The sequence below is a fragment of the Streptomyces sp. LX-29 genome, from assembly GCF_029541745.1.
Classification (GTDB): domain Bacteria; phylum Actinomycetota; class Actinomycetes; order Streptomycetales; family Streptomycetaceae; genus Streptomyces.
Map to the genome: position 1 here is coordinate 1,467,177 of NZ_CP089746.1, position 14,963 is coordinate 1,482,139.

The following is a 14,963-nucleotide window of genomic DNA, read 5'->3' on the forward strand; positions in this document are numbered from 1 at the left end:
ACCTACGGACGCCACCACGGCTTGGAGGTGTCCCGCAGGGTGTTGGTGCCGCAGTGCACCTCGCCCATGCCCAGGTGGTAGGTGTAGTAGTCGTCGATGTACGACACCTTGAACCCGGCCTTGCGGTAGGCGGCGGTCACCGCCTGGGTGAAGATGTCCTTGCCGCCGATCACCGGCCCCCACTGCCTGGGCGCGAGGTAGCGGTCCGGGCCGAGCAGCACCCCGTTGACCGCGCCGGGCACATAGGCGCTGGTCATCACCGACGGGCCGGTCGGCTTGCCCAGTTCGCGCTGCTGGCCGTACTCCCGCACCGCCTCCGGGGTGTCGGCCGAGCCGCCGATCCGGCGCAGCAGCGGCATCCGGTCCGCCGCGACGCCCTCGTCGGTGCCGCGGGTGAAGAGCGCGGGCACCCGCACGATCTCGGCGTCGGTGAGGCCGGTCTCGCGCTTGAGGGTCTCCAGGTTGGCCTTGATCCGCTTCGCCGCGAGGGCGTTGTCGGCGCGCAGCTTCTTGTTGGCGAGCGTCTGGTCGATGGTCTCCTTCGGGGCGGGCATGCCCTCGAAGCCCTTGACCGAGAACATCTTGGTCTTGCCGTGCCCGGCGGCCTTCGCGTCGCGCAGCAGCTTCATCCCGGCGTCGGGGTCGGCGACGCCGAGCCGCCAGCCGCGCGGGGTGCCGGGCGCGGGCAGGAACTGCACGAACTCGTCCACGTGGCCCACGTGCAGCCAGGAGGTGTCCAGGAACAGCGGGTTCTGGAGGCCCTGCGAGGCGAGCAGGGTGCGCATCGCCTTGGCGGGCTTGGCCCCGGTGTCCTTGCGCTCGCCCATGATGATGCGTCCGGCCGGGTAGGAGCGGCCGCCGTGGGTGTAGGGCGGGATGGTCTCCAGGTTGCCCATGGAGTTCAGGGTCCACTCCTCGGAGTCCTTGACCCCGGTGACCTGGACGACGCCCATGTCCGGGCCGCGCAGCTTCTCGAAGAGCTCGCGGCCGGCTTCGCGGTCCGGCTGCGCGGAGCGCAGCATGATCCGTATGGTGCGCGGCCTGCCGTCCTCGCCCGTCATGCCGGCGTACGCGGGCTCGACGAAGTCCTGCGCCCAGATGTCGCCGTACTTGGTGAACTTCACCGTGGACTGCTTGACACCGGCCTTCTTGGCCTGGGTGTCCAGGTCCTTCACGAACTTCTGCTGGGCGCGGGAGAACGGGCCCTCGCCCTGGATCTCGGTGACCAGCATCCGCTGGGCGCGCTGCAAGTGGTGCTGGGTGAGCAGCGGGGCCACGTGCAGGGTGACCTTGTCGCTGGTGGTGCTGGAGCCGGCGGTCACCTTCAGCTCGACCACCGCGCTGCCGTCCCACACCGCGCGGTCGCGCACCACGTCGGTGCCCTCCAGGCCCAGCTCCACGCCGGCGCGCAGTTCGGCGGCGGTGAGGGTGGTCTTTGCGGTGACCGCGGTCCAGCCGCCGGCGCGCTTGATGAACAGTCGGGCGTGCTTGGCGCCCTTGCCGGTGATGCGGACGGTGCCGGAGGCGTCCTTGGGCGCCTGGGCTATCGGCACGGTGCGCAGCCGGGCCAGGTCCTTGGCGTCGGCGGCGCCGTTCACCCTGGTGTCGGCGGCGTCGTTGCACTTGGCGAGCTTGGCGTCGCTGAGCGGCTTGCCGTCGGGTCCGGTGGTGCGGCAGCGCTTGGCGTCGTCGTCGATGTTGGGCAGGAAGACCGCGCCGCGCCCCGTCGACCAGGTGTCCTCACCGGTCTGGTCGCCGGTGCCGGTGGTGTCCACCCGGCCGTTGCGGTCGACGTCCGCCCGCAGGTCAGCCGTGACCGGCGGCGGCGCGGCGAACGCGGGGGTGACGGGGGCCAGTACGGCCCCGGCCAGGCCGACGGCGAGGGCGGCCCGTCCAGAAAGTCTCATACGCACGTGCGTCCCTTCTCGGTGTGTCGCATGTCGGGGTGTCCGAGAGGGAGGAGGGCGTCGCGGCGACGCGCGTTGCTCCTGTGGTGGGAGAGGGCGCCAAGACCCGCCCGTGGCGGTATCCACCGCCCTGACCGGTGGGGCGACGACTCCACCCGCAGGAGGGCACGGTCAAGCGGAATGTCGTTCGCCGGGCTCTTGACACGAGCGGGCGGGAGGCAGCGGCCGCCACCGCTCGACCCGGGTGCCCGTGCCGGCCGGAGGGGAGCAGCCCGTCGTGCGCGCCTGGTGCGGGCCGCCTACCCTCGCCGTAGGGGCTGAACACCGCGCGGTTCCGTAGGGGTGCCGTACGGACGCCGTGCGGCGGAGCCCTCCCACCGAGCCCGGAGGCCAGCCATGCCGAAGCTGTTCATCGGGGGCGAGTGGACCGCCGCCGTCGACGGGCGGGTGCGGGACATCCGCTGCCCGGCGGACGGCAGCCTGGTCGCCACCGTGGACGAGGCGGGCCCCAAGGACGCGGCGGCGGCCGTCGCGGCCGCCCGCGACGCCTTCGACCGCGGGCCCTGGCCCGGCACCCCCGCCGCCGAACGCGGCCGGCTGCTGCTGCGCGTCGCCGAGTTGCTGGAGCGCGACAAGGCCCGGCTGGCCCGCGCGGAGTCCCTGGACACCGGGAAGCGCTATGTCGAGAGCCAGATCGACGTCGACGACGTCGCGGCCTGCTTCCGCTACTTCGGGCAGCTGGCCGCCGTCGGCGCCGGCGACCGGGTGGTGGCCACCGGCGGGGCGGACACCGAGAGCCGGGTGGTGCACGAGCCGGTCGGGGTCTGCGTGCTGATCACCCCGTGGAACTACCCGCTGCTCCAGGCCGCCTGGAAGGTCGCCCCCGCGCTGGCCGCCGGAAACACCGTCGTCCTCAAGCCCAGCGAGCCGACCCCGCACACCGCCGTCGGACTGATGCGACTGCTGACGGAGGCCGGGCTGCCGGCCGGGACGGCCAACCTGGTGCTGGGCGCGGGCCCGACCGCGGGCGGGCCGCTGACCGCGGACGAGCGGGTGGACATGGTGTCCTTCACCGGCGGGCAGGCCACCGGGCGGCGCGTCATGGCGGCCGCCGCGCCCACCGTGAAGAAGGTCGCGCTGGAACTCGGCGGCAAGAACCCCAACATCGTTTTCGCCGACGCCGACTTCGACACCGCCGTCGACTACGCACTCACGGCCGTCTTCCTCCACTCCGGCCAGGTCTGCTCGGCCGGCGCCCGGCTGCTGGTCGAGGACCCGCTGCACGACGCGTTCGTCGACGAACTGGTGGCCCGGGCGCGGCGGATCCGGCTCGGCGGCCCCTTCGACGAGCGGGCGCGCGCCGGGCCGCTGATCTCCGCCGCGCACCGTGAGAAGGTCGAGGCGTATGTGGCGGCTGGGCTGGCCGAGGGCGCGGTGCTGCGCTGCGGCGGGTCCCGGCCGGCCGACCCGGAGCTGCGGGCCGGCTGGTACTACCTGCCGACCGTGCTGGACGAGTGCGCCCCCGGGATGACCGTCGTACGGGAGGAGTCCTTCGGGCCGGTCCTCACCGTGGAGCGCTTCCACGGCGAGGCGGAGGCGGTCGCGCTCGCCAACGACACCGTCTACGGGCTGGCCGGCGCGGTGTGGACGCGGGACCCGGGGCTGGCCCACCGGGTCGCCTCCCGGTTGCGCGCCGGCACGGTCTGGATCAACGACTTCCACCCCTATGTGCCGCAGGCCGAGTGGGGCGGCATGAAGCAGTCCGGCGTGGGACGGGAGCTGGGCCCGGCCGGCCTGGCGGAGTACCAGGAGGCCAAGCACATCTGGCACAACACGGCGCCCAGCCCGCTGCGGTGGTTCGAGTGACCCCGTCGGCCCGCGAGGACCTCCCGGGGGACGACGGCCCGCCCGCGCGCCCCGGCCCACGGGCCCTCAACGCACCGCATCGCGGACCGGCCGACCGGGCGTGGTCCCGGCCGGGCGAACGACCGGGCGTGGTGCGGCCGGGGCGAACGGCCGGGCGGACGACCGGGCGCGGGCGACGGGGCGCGGGCGGGAGGGCGTGGCGCCCCGCCGGATGGCCGAGGCGGCGACCGGCCGTTCGGCGCACCGGCTGACGGCCGGATGACCGAGCGGGGGACGCGGCTCCGAGCGCAACTGTCCGCGATGCGGACGTGATCCACTACGGCGGGCGGCCGCCGGCTTCGCCGCGCCGACGCTGGCCGGGCGATCGCGCCCTATCCCAACTCGCTGTCGACAGGGCAGCATGAGGGATTTCGGAAAGCGCTCGACGGTGTCCGGCAGAGGTGCTCTCCTCTACGCTGAACGCTCTCGCCGGGATCGGCGCGGGAGCGGTTGCACGCCGGGAGCTGCAAGCGGGTGCGAGAGGGGACGCACGTGCCACAGCGGTTCTCAAGGAACTCTGCGCGCCGCCGGGTGCTGGGAGAGATGGTGGACGTATTGGGAGCGGCAGCCGCACTGAACGACGCCCGCGGGCGCTACCAGTGGCGCCGCGAGCTGTCCGAGGCCTTCGACGACCTGGAGCTGGACCCCTACCCCACCCCCCGACAGGAGTACATCGAGGCGGTGCGCGCCTGCGGAGAACACGAGGGCGGGCTCGAACTGCTGTTGGACGTCACGCACTTCGTCGCCCCCGCCGTCTCACACCGGCTGCGGCCGCTGGTCGACGAGTGGCACTCGGTGGACCTCTACGGCGACCACGGCTGGTCGGCGCTGCGGGCGGCGCTCGACATCGGACTGCCGGAGCTGCCCGCCCTGGTCGCCGAGGTGTGCGGGGACCGGTACCGGCTGCCGACGCACTGCGCCACCGCCTGGCACGCCTTCGTCCACCTCGCCTGCCGCAACGCGCCTCCGGACGGCCTGCCGCCCAGCATGGCGCTGCTGGAACACCTGGCGGTGCACGCCGATCTCGCCTCCGCGGTCGGGGAGTTACGAGCCTGGAACGACCGGCACGCCGAGTCCTGGGGGCTTCGGGAGGGGCCGAACGGGCTCCTCGCGCTGCGCGCCGCGCTCTCCCGGCCGCGCGGTCCGGGACGAGCGGAGAGCGCCGGGCCGTCCGCCGGGACGGCGGACGGCGCGCCGCGCGGAGGCGTCGATCCGGCCAGATCGACCGACCCCGCCGTCGACGCCGGCGGCCAGCCGGTGATCAGGGTCTACATCAAGGTCGCTCCGGACCTGACCCCCGCCGACTCCGGAACCCGTCGCCAGGGCCGCCGGGAGCAGCGCTACCGGCTGTCCACCCGGGTGAAGTACGTCGAGTCCGCGCAGCTCCACCAGGAGTCCGGGGGCGAGCCCCCGGACTCCGTCCCCCGCAACCGGCTCCCGGCCGCCGTCGCCCAGGTCCTGACCTCGATGTCGGAGCTGTGGCGCTCCCGCGCCGAGGGTGTCGTCCTGGACTTCTTCCTCCCCAACGAGCTGCTGAACGAGCCCGTCGAGTGGTACGACCGCAATCCCCGACTCGGATACGCCAACCCGCTGTTGAGCAAGTATCCGGAGATCGTCCTGCACAGCCTGGAGCGCGTCCAGCGACGCAGCCTGCACCACGCCTGGCGGATGCGCTGGGCCCGCTGGCAGAGCCGTCCGGGGGGCGGCGAGGTGCACTGGTGCGACCCTGAGGGGCGGCGGCCCGAGGAGCATCTGGCGCTGTTGGACGCGCGCATCGGCAAGCAGGAGGACATCGCCGGGATGGTGCTCAGCGAGCCGCCGCAGCCGCGCGGCGGGCTGGGCCTGCGCGAGCTGGGTCTCGGCCTGGACCTGGGCGTCCCGGTCCTCATCCACCACCGTCAGGACAGCGGTTCGGCGCAGTTCCGAAGCCTCGTCAGGGAGGCGCTGACGGTGACCGATGAGGGTCTATCCAAGCTTCCGGTTCGTGCGCGAGAGTGGAAGTGCGACTCCGCCGCCGGTGGCATCGACTCACCCGAATCAGCTGTGATCAAGAACCTCAGCATCATCTGGGACGACCCAGCGCACCTCCTTGACGGACCGAGTGCTCCCGCGACCTTCGTAGGAGGGTTCGATTGAACGCGTCGGAGAGCGGCCACGACACCGAGACCCCGATCGCGGCAGGCGGGCTGCTGTACCGGGGCACGGGAGACGTGCTGCCCGATGTCCCCTACGAGGAGCGGACCTGGCCGGAGGGCCCACGCTGGCGGACCTTCAACGGCGGTCCCTGTCTGCCCGCGCCGCCCGAGGACGACGAGCCGGACCGCCGGCTGGGTCCGGTCGGCGCGGAGCGGCAGCCGCCGGACGCCGAGGTCCGGCTGGTCAACGCGGCGATCCTGCTCCGTCGGCCGCTTCTGGTCTCGGGTCGTCCCGGGGTGGGCAAGTCCGCGCTCGCCTACCGCATCGCCCGTGAGCTGCGGCTGGGGCGGGTGCTCCAGTGGCCGGTGACCAGCCGCACCACGCTGGAGTCGGGGCTGTTCGAGTACGACGTGATCGGCCGCGCCCAGGCCGGCCAGGCGTGGTACGCGGCGCAGGCGCGCCCCGGCACACCGGGGGACGCGGAACCGGAGGCAGCCCACGCGCCCACGGACATCGGCGACTTCATCCAGCTCGGCCCGCTGGGCACCGCGCTGCTGCCCCACCGGCTGCCGCGCGTGCTGCTCATCGACGAGATCGACAAGGGCGACGTGGATCTGCCGAACGACCTGCTGACCCTGTTCGAGGACGGCTGGTACAGCGTGCCGCCGCTCGTGCGGGTGAAGCGCCAGTCGCCGACGGTCGTCGTCCATACGGCGGATCCCGGGCGGACCGCCCCGATCGTGGAGGGGCACGTCCGAGCTCGGACTTTCCCCATCGTCGTCATGACCTCCAACGGCGAGCGCGAGTTCCCGGAGGCGTTCCTCCGACGCTGTCTGCGCTTGGATGTTCCGGACCCGGACCCGCAGGCGCTGGGGGAGCTGGTCGCCGCCCACTTCGGCGACCGGCTCGGCGACATACCGAGAGAACTCATCCGCGACTTCATGATGCGCAGCGAAGAAGCCCACGGGCTCGCCGCCGACCAGCTGCTGAACGCGGCTCATCTGGCGACGTCCGGCGCCTACTCCTCCACCGCGGGGGACGACGCCGAGTGGCGAGCGGTGCTGCGGTCCGTCTGGCACCCGTTGACCGGCGAGACCGATGAGGCGGATCAGCGTGCTTGATCTGCCGTCGGCGCCCGGCGGTCCACAGGCGGGGCGGCGGGCGGAGGAGCCCGCCACCGCCGGCGCCCAGGAACGCCTGACGGTGTCCGACCTGCACCCCCACGAGGTGGCCGAGGCGCTGTGGCTCGCCGTGAACCACCCTCGGCTGGCCGCGTTCGGCCGCCCTCCTCGTCCCACGCCGACCACGCCGCCGATGAGCGACTCCCCCTCGGACCCCCCTCCGGACGCCGACGCCGGGCCCCCGGACCCGCCGCCCGCGCCGGACGAGCACGACGCCGAGGCGGCGCGTCCCGACGCGGCGGCCGCGCCCGACGCGGACGGCGCCGACGCGGGGACCGAAGCGACCGGACGCGCCCCGGGCGCGTCCGGGGATGTCTCCGGGGCGATGCCGGGCGCCGCTCCGCCCGGTGTCGCCCCGGTCTCCGGCCTGGCCGCGCGCGCCGCTCCCGGCCGGGCTGCCGAGGAACAAGCGCTTACCGCCCCGGGCCTGGCGGCGGTCGACGCCGGCGGCCCGGCGGACCGCCCCCGGCTGCCGCGGCGCCGCGCGGGGTCCGGCGCCGGCGCGTCGGCCGGCGGGGACGCGGCCGCCCTGGGACGGGCGTTACGCCCGCTGCGCCGGCGGATCCGGTCGGCGCGGGAGCGGGTCGTGGACGAGGAGGGCACGGCCGAGCGGCTGGCGCAGGCAGCGCACCTGCCCCCGCTACTCCGGCCGGGGCTGGAGCCACGGTGGAGCGCCGTCCTGCTGGTGGACACCGCCGGGCAGATGGGGATCTGGCGCGCCACCGCGCGCCGGTTCGCCGGGGCGCTGCGCCGCTACGGGGGCTTCCGCGACGTCGAGCTGCGCACCCTGGACACCTCCGCCCCCACTCCGGCGGGGCTGGTGCTGCGCGGGCCGGGTCGGACGGGGCGCGCGCAGCCGTGGCAGAGCCTGGTGGAGCCGTCCGGGCGGCGGATCGTGCTGGTGCTCACCGACGGGCTCGCCCCCGGCTGGCACACGGGCGCGGCGCAGAGCCTGCTGGCCGCCTGGGCGAGGCACCAGCCGGTGGCGGTGCTGCACACCCTGCCGCAGCGGCTGTGGCAGCGCACCGGGCTCAGCCCCGAGCGGGTCCGGCTGCTGGCCTCCGGGCCGTGGCCGGCCCACGGTCGCGTCGGCTGGGAGTTCACCGGCCCCGAGCCCCCGGCCCCGTACCGGGATCCGGAGCGGAGCTGGCGGCCGGACGCGCTCCGTGGGGCGCGTTCGGGGGCAAGCGTCTACCGGCGCCTCGTCCCCATTCCGGTCCTCGAGGTGTCCGGCGACTGGATCGCGCCCTGGGCGCGCTTCGTCGCGGGCGAGTGGCCTCGCTGGGCCGAGGTGGCGGCGGTGCTGGCGGGCCCCTGGACGGCCCCGGAGTCGGTGGAGCCGGCGCCCCCGGAGTGGGCGCCGCGCGTGCTGAGCGCGGCCGAACGGGTGGGCCGGTTCCGGGTCTGGGCCTCTCCCGAGGCATTCGACCTCGCCACCCGGCTGGCCGCCGTCCAGCTCGACCTTCCGGTCATCTCCTCCGTCCAGCGTCACACCCTGCCCCGGACGGGCCCCGCCCATCTGGCTGAATTCCTGATGAGCGGTCTGGTCGAGCCGCTGCCGGGCAGCGGTGACCGGTCCTTCTCGCTGCACGCCGGGGTCCGCGAGGAGCTGCTCGCCTCGGGCACCCGACAGGCGACCCAGCTGGCGTCCCGGACGGCGGCCGAAGTGCTGGCCCCCCACAGCGGCGCCGCCCGTGACCTGCTGGCTCACCTCGATGGCGGAAAAGCCTCGCGCGAACCCGAGGTGAACCGAGAGAACCTGCGCTTCCGAGAAGTCGAGTACGCCGTTCTCCAGGCCCTTTCGGGGGCCCACCTACGCCGCGCACGCCAACTCCGAGGGTTGATCGAGAGCTTTGCCTCGACCATGGATCAACCCTTTCAGATGGATCGACCATATCACTCTGCGGATTCGGCTGGCCGGGCGAAAAGCACCCACGTCACGCCTATTACCAGTGAGGTTTCTGGCACAGTGAATCCCCCAGGTACGCCCGACAACCGGAACGCCTTCGAAGGCGCACCCGTCCCCTCGTCCCAGGGAGGTGTGGGCGGATTCGGCGCATCTCTAGGAGGCACGACAGTGACCACGACCTCTCCGGCGCCGACGCCGCCGGCGACGGGCGGCGCGCCGGCGCGCCAGTCCAGGGTGGCGGGCGTGCGGCCCGCCGTCTGGGGGAACATGCCGCCCCGGAACCTGGTTTTCACCGGCCGCGAGGAGCTCCTTCTGCAATTGGAGCGGGAGCTGAGCGAGGGCCCCACCGCGGTGCTCCCGCACGCGCTCCACGGAATGGGCGGCGTTGGAAAATCCCAACTGGCACTGGAATACGTTTATCGGCACGCGGATCAATACGACATCGTCTGGTGGATTCCGGCCGAGCGTCCCACACAGATCGCCCAGGCACTGGTCGAACTCGCCCGACGGCTGCATCTCCCCGTCAGCGGCGAGGCCATTACCGCCGTCCCGGCCGTGCTCGAAGCGCTGCGAACCGGTGCACCGTACAGTAATTGGCTGCTGGTGTTTGATAACGCGGAGAGCCCGGAGGCGGTGCGGGAGTACTTCCCCACCAGTCCCGGCAGCAGCCCGATCGGATCCATTCTGGTGACCTCACGCAACCCACAATGGGAAACCCTGGCCCACCCGCTGGAAGTCGACGTCTTCGAGCGGTCCGAGAGCATCCATCTGCTCCAGCGCCGGAACCCGGACCTGCCCGCGGACGAGGCCGACCAGCTCGCCGAGGTCCTCGGCGACCTGCCGCTGGCGGTGGAGCAGGCGTCCGCCTGGCGCGCCGAGACCGGCATGCCGGCCTCGGAGTACCTACGGCTGTTCGAGGAGAAGCGGTCGGAGCTGATGACCGTCTCTCCGCCGACCCACTACGAGGAGACGGTGGCCACCGCGTGGAACGTCTCCCTCGACTACCTGGAGCGCAAGAACGCCGCGGCGCTGCAGTTGCTCCAGGTCTGCTCCTACTTCGCTCCTGAGCCGATCGCCCGCTCGCTGTTCTCCGGGGCGGCCGTCGAGCCGATCGCCCCCGACCTCGACCGCGCGCTCACCGACCCGCTGCGCCTGGGCCGCGCCATCCGGGAGATCCACCGCTACTCGCTGGCCAAGATCGACCACCGGACGAACTCCATCCAGATGCACCGCTTGGTGCAGGCGGTGCTGATCGCCCGCATGACCGACGAGCAGCGGCAGCGGATGCGGCACGGCGCCCATCTGCTGCTCGCTGCGAACACGCCCCGTGACGCCCAGGACAGGGAACACTGGCCCCGGTTCGCCGATCTCTACCCCCACATCGTGGTCTCCGAGGCGATGGCGTCCTCGTCGCGGACCGTCCGCCAGACCGTGTGCAACGTGGTCGAGTACCTCTTCTACTGGGGCGACCACGAGGGCGCCCGCGACTACGGCCAGCGCGTCCACGACCTGTGGCGCGAGCAGCACGGCGAGGCCGACCGCCAGACGCTGATGCTGGGGCGGCACCTCAGGTTCATCCTGTGGGCGATGGGCCGGTACGAGGAGGCGGCCCGGCTCAACGAGCGCATGCTCGCGGTGCTCCAGACCTCCGGACCGGACGCCGAGGAGGAGCTCCTGCGGGCGAGGGGCCAGGTGGCCATCGACCTGCGGGCCCGCGGCGAGTTCGCCGAGGCGCTGCGGATCGACCGGGAGTTGTACGACCGGGCGGTCCAGGTCTACGGCGACGAGGACCCGGAGACCCTGACCCACGCCCACAACCTGGCCGTCTGCCTGCGCGTCAACGGAGACTTCCGGGAGGCGCTGGAGCTCGACCGGCTGACCTGGCAGCGCAAGACTCAGATGTTCGGGGAGGACGCGCTCAGCAGCCTGGGCACCGAGCTGAGCGTGGCACTCGACCGCCGCGACCTCGGCGAGTACGCGGTCGCCGCGCAGTTGTGCGAGACGGCGGTGGAGAAGTTCCGCGCGGGGTACGGCGACAACAGCCCGCACACGCTGCGCGCCATGACCCGGCTCGGCGAGTCCATGCGCAAGGCCGGCCAGCACGACAGGGCGGTCGAGCTCACCAGCTACGCCCGGAAGGCCCTGACCGACCGGTACGGCGAGCGCCACCCCGACTCCCTCGCCGCCGCGCTCAGCCTCTCCATCGACATGCGGCAGCTGGGCGATCTCAGCGACGCGCTCCAGTTGGGTGAGCGCACCAGGGACCTGTACGTCGAGATCTTCGGCCCGGAGCATCCGCACACCAACGCGGCCAACATGGATCTGGCCGTCACCTACCGGCTGCTCAACAAGGTGGACACCGCCCGCAAGCTCAACGAGGCGGCGCTGGCCCTGTGCGTGCGGCGGCTGGGCGAGCGCCACCCCGACGGCCTGGTCTGCCGCACCAACCTCGCCAGCGACCTGTTCGCGCAGGGCGACATCGCGGCGGCGTGCGAGATGGACCAGAAGACGCTGGAGATCACGATCGACGTGCTCGGCGCCCAGCATCCGTCGGCCCTGGCGCTGAAGAGCAATCTCGCCCAGGATCTGAAGGCGCTCGGCAGGTTCGAGGAGGCCGAGGCCATGCACACCGAGACGTTGGAGGGGCTGAGCACGGCGCTGGGCGACACCCACCCGGCGTGGGGCGACGCCGTGGCCTGGCGCCGGGCGAACTGCGACGCCGACCCGCTGCCGATCTGATGTCCCGGCCGGTGGGGCCGCGGCGGCGCCGCGGCCCCGACGGCGGTCAACGTGGCACGGTGTCCAGGGAGACCACGTCCAGCCAGGCGGCGAGGGAGATCGGATCGGGCGGCTCTCCGGTGCGGTCCCATACGGCCCGGTGGACGCCCCGCACCAGCTCCGGCCGCTGCCGCAGGGCGTGAGCGGCACGCCGCTCGCCCACGGCGCCCAGTGCCACGCCGAGGCCCGCCCAGGCGCCCGCGGTCGCACGCCGCGCGTCCGGGTCCCAGACCTCCGGCGCGCAGCCGGCGTCGACGATCTCTCTCAGATACAGCTTCAGCGCGCCCGCCGCGTCATCGGCGGTCAGCCGGATGTCGGCGGCGCGGGCTCCGGGCACGACCGTCTCCGGGGCCTGACACAGCGGCTCGGCGTTCTCCAGCGCTCGGGGGTCGGCCAGTCGCACCCGGAACAGCGCGGCTCGTACGTCCAACTGGGGGACATCGGGGTCCGCTCGCAGGAGGGGCCGCCGGTCGAAGGGGAGCGGCCCGGGGTCGCCGGCACGCTTGAGCCAGGCGTCCGCCGCGCACGCCACCAGCACGGCGTCGGGCGCGAGATGGTGCAGTCGCCAGGCCATGGCGTGGTCGTCCGCGACGGCATGAGCCGTGGTGAGGATGTGCGCGGGCAGCGGCTCCTCGACCCACGCGGCGACCGTCTCGGTCAGCCGGTCCACCAGCCGCCGTCCCAACGGTGTGAGGCCGGGCTCCTCGCGCAGTCCCGGCAGGACGCGTGACAGCTGACACCGCCACAGCGCGTACTCGAACCCGGCCAGGTCGCGGTTCCCGGCGTCCTCGACACCGCCCGTGGCGGCCCGCAGACCGCGGCCCCGCCAGAACCGCGCCACCGCCGTGAAGGCATAGACCCCTTGCAACATCCCGCGCAGCGGCCGGGGTTCATTGCGCCACGGGGCGTACAGATGGGCTTCGGCGTCCGAGTCGACCAGCGAGTACATGTGCGTCAGCACGTTGAGCTTGCTGTGGTGGATCTCGTGTGCCAGGGTCGCGGCCAGCTGCACGGCGTCCAGCGGCTCGCTGGCGGCCAGGCGGCCGACACCGTCCGCCGACGTGGCGCTGCTCGGGTGGTGGAGATTCTCCGCGGGGAGCGGTTCGACCGTGCGCAGGAACGCGGCCACGTCGGCCGCGGACTGCGGATCGGCCTCCACCAGCAGCGGCCACGCCTCCCGTAACCGGGCCTCCCAGCGGTCGGCCGCGCGGTCGGACAGCCGCTCGGGCGGCACCGGACCGATGTGGTGGGGGCCGAGGTCGTCCAGGAACACGGGTCTGGTCGGCGCCGGCGAACCGAGATCGACCCGGCGGGCCGGCTGCCAGGTGTCCGTCGTCTGATCGAGTGGGCCGGGAACGTGCACCTCACGGCCCGCGCCGTCGCGTATGGTCAGCGCCCCGCCGTGGGAGCGGACTTCGGCGACGCCCCAGGGCTCACCACCGGGGAGCGGGGGCAGCGACGCTCGGCCCAGGCTGGGCAGCCAGACCGTTCCGGCCCGGGTCGGAACGGTCTGGGTGAACTCCAGGCCGGCCAGGACGGCCGCCGCGGCGGCCAGCGCGTGCAGATGCCCGACCTCGACCCAGACCGGCACGTCGGTGGCCGAGGGGCCGCGCAGCCGACGCAGCAGGCGGCCGAGCCACAGGCCAGTCTCCGGCAGCAACAGCAGTTCCTCGACCGACACACGGTCCCGCCGCTCCGCCGCGAGGAGCAGTTCCCAGGCGCCGGCCGCGGCGGGGAGCGGACCGGAGATTCCGGGCCGCTCCGCCTCCATGTCCATCAGGAGGTCGAACAGCAGCAGCCGATGGCTGCGCTCGGCCTCCCACAACCGCCGGTACGCCCCGGCATCACCCGCTCCACCGGCGACGGCGTCGTACTGCGCCCGGGACAGCTCGTGCCGCCGGCCACGGTCGTGCGCGCCCGGCGACGGTTCAGGCATGGCGCCGCCGCTCTCCCCGCGTCTGCGCACGGGCGGCGCGGTGCCCCTGACTACCGCTCCCGCTGGTCATCCCCTGGTGTTCGAGTCCCCGCAGCAGCCGATGCTTGCCCCTGTCCCGTTCTCGGCTGTCCAGCGCTCGTAGCTGCTCAAGCGTGACTCCCCCGAGGTCGAGAAGCTCGGACTCGATAGCGGCGGCGGCCTGGTCCATCGTGACGGCGTCCTCCCAGCGTCCGGGCCGGGCTCGGCCCGCTGCACTCATGATGTCCCCGGCCGCGGAGACCGGAAACCCCGTGTCTCGGACAGACTTTCGCCCAAAATTGACGTGTTCCGATCATTCGAGCGCCGTCACCGCACGCCGGAAGGCGTCCAGCGCCGGGGTCCCCGAGTCCACCGCTCCGATGGCCTCGCAGAGCAGGTCGAGTCCGCCGGGGAAGAGTCCGCAGGTGTCGAGCAGATCGAGGAGTTGGGTGCGGGTCACCGGCGAGCGCGGCACGCCGCTGGCGATCTCGGCGGGCAGCAGGCCGAGCACCAGCTCGCGGGAGGTCGGGTCGACCATCGCCGGGACGGCCTCCAGGGCCTGGACGAGGCGTCGGCGCCGGGCCGCGGCGGGGCGGACGGGCACCGGCGGGCCCGGCGTCGGGTCCGCGGCGATCAGCCGGCGGAAGGCGGCGATGTGGTGGCACGGCGCGACCGTGGCGCCCGGGGCGGGAGTCTCGCGGGGCGGCCGACGGATTTCGGCCAGCCAGTCCCGCAGCGCGGGGGCCGGTACGAGACCGGGGTGGCGGGCGGCGAGCGCGGCGTCCGGGTCCAGACCGCGGGGGGCGACGGTCGTGGCGTCCGCGCACAACAGCCGGCGGTGGCCGTCGGGTTCGGCCATCGCCGGGCCGGACCACACGATCAGCAGGGCGTCCGCGCGGTGCGCCGCGGGATCGCCGAACAGCGCCTCGTGGACCGTCACCCGGCCCGCGGGCCGGAGCGACGGCCCCCACTCGGGGCCCGCGGCCGCCTCGGCCTCCGGAGACCCCGACAGCAGCAGGGCCACGTCCTCCGGCTCCAGCCCGGCGGCCCGGAGCCGGCGCGCGCAGTCCAGCATGTCCCCCACCGCCCCGTCAGCCCGCCAGGAGGGCTCCTCGGCGCAGACCTCCACGCCCACCAGAACCGCCCGGATGCGCAGGCCCGTCGTCATCCCGCTCGCCCCCTCGAGGACCCCG

8 protein-coding genes are annotated in these 14,963 nt (G+C 73.7%); 4 read left to right on the forward strand and 4 right to left on the reverse strand.

Annotated features, from left to right (window positions below):
* Nucleotides 1-2: 2 nt before the first annotated feature.
* On the reverse strand, nt 3-1,907 hold the full coding sequence (locus tag LRS74_RS06445) for a protein-arginine deiminase domain-containing protein (protein ID WP_277740081.1): 1,905 nt from the start codon (nt 1,905-1,907) through the stop codon (nt 3-5).
* A 396-nt stretch (nt 1,908-2,303) separates the two neighbouring features.
* Here LRS74_RS06445 and LRS74_RS06450 point away from each other — a divergent pair, with 396 nt between their 5' ends.
* From LRS74_RS06450 to fxsT, 4 genes are all read left to right on the forward strand, one after another.
* On the forward strand, nt 2,304-3,773 hold the full coding sequence (locus LRS74_RS06450; RefSeq protein WP_277740082.1) for an aldehyde dehydrogenase family protein: 1,470 nt from the start codon (nt 2,304-2,306) through the stop codon (nt 3,771-3,773).
* Between the two features lie 582 nt (nt 3,774-4,355).
* Nucleotides 4,356-5,948 carry a hypothetical protein gene (locus tag LRS74_RS06455; RefSeq protein ID WP_277740083.1) on the forward strand — a complete coding sequence of 531 codons (1,593 nt, stop codon included), beginning with the start codon at nt 4,356-4,358 and terminating at the stop codon, nt 5,946-5,948.
* The gene (locus tag LRS74_RS06460; protein ID WP_277740085.1) at nt 5,945-7,069 is read left to right on the forward strand and encodes a MoxR family ATPase; all 1,125 of its coding nucleotides are present in this window, start codon (nt 5,945-5,947) and stop codon (nt 7,067-7,069) included. The genes LRS74_RS06455 and LRS74_RS06460 overlap by 4 nt, the downstream gene beginning before the upstream one ends.
* Complete coding sequence (gene fxsT, locus LRS74_RS06465) at nt 7,062-11,777, forward strand: FxSxx-COOH system tetratricopeptide repeat protein (protein WP_277740086.1); 4,716 nt, start codon at nt 7,062-7,064, stop codon at nt 11,775-11,777. Before LRS74_RS06460 ends, fxsT begins: the two co-directional genes overlap by 8 nt.
* A 46-nt stretch (nt 11,778-11,823) precedes the next feature.
* Here the strand turns inward: fxsT and LRS74_RS06470 are convergent, their stop codons facing one another.
* The 3 genes from LRS74_RS06470 to LRS74_RS06480 form a co-directional block, all read right to left on the reverse strand.
* On the reverse strand, nt 11,824-13,752 hold the full coding sequence (locus LRS74_RS06470) for an HEXXH motif domain-containing protein (protein WP_277740087.1): 1,929 nt from the start codon (nt 13,750-13,752) through the stop codon (nt 11,824-11,826).
* Nucleotides 13,745-14,011, reverse strand: coding sequence for a hypothetical protein (locus LRS74_RS06475; protein WP_277740088.1), 267 nt, complete (start codon nt 14,009-14,011; stop codon nt 13,745-13,747). The genes LRS74_RS06470 and LRS74_RS06475 overlap by 8 nt, the downstream gene beginning before the upstream one ends.
* Nucleotides 14,012-14,083: 72 nt before the next feature.
* Nucleotides 14,084-14,938, reverse strand: a complete 855-nt coding sequence (locus LRS74_RS06480; RefSeq protein WP_277740089.1) for a hypothetical protein — start codon at nt 14,936-14,938, stop codon at nt 14,084-14,086.
* Nucleotides 14,939-14,963 lie beyond the last annotated feature (25 nt).

Bases quoted from the DNA above. Each gene is read 5' to 3' on its own strand.
- LRS74_RS06445 (WP_277740081.1), bottom strand. From the start codon at position 1,907: ATGAGACTTTCTGGACGGGCCGCCCTCGCCGTCGGCCTGGCCGGGGCC.
- LRS74_RS06480 (WP_277740089.1), bottom strand. From the start codon at position 14,938: ATGACGACGGGCCTGCGCATCCGGGCGGTTCTGGTGGGCGTGGAGGTC.
- LRS74_RS06455 (WP_277740083.1), top strand. From the start codon at position 4,356: ATGGTGGACGTATTGGGAGCGGCAGCCGCACTGAACGACGCCCGCGGG.
- LRS74_RS06450 (WP_277740082.1), top strand. From the start codon at position 2,304: ATGCCGAAGCTGTTCATCGGGGGCGAGTGGACCGCCGCCGTCGACGGG.
- LRS74_RS06470 (WP_277740087.1), bottom strand. From the start codon at position 13,752: ATGCCTGAACCGTCGCCGGGCGCGCACGACCGTGGCCGGCGGCACGAG.
- LRS74_RS06475 (WP_277740088.1), bottom strand. From the start codon at position 14,011: ATGAGTGCAGCGGGCCGAGCCCGGCCCGGACGCTGGGAGGACGCCGTC.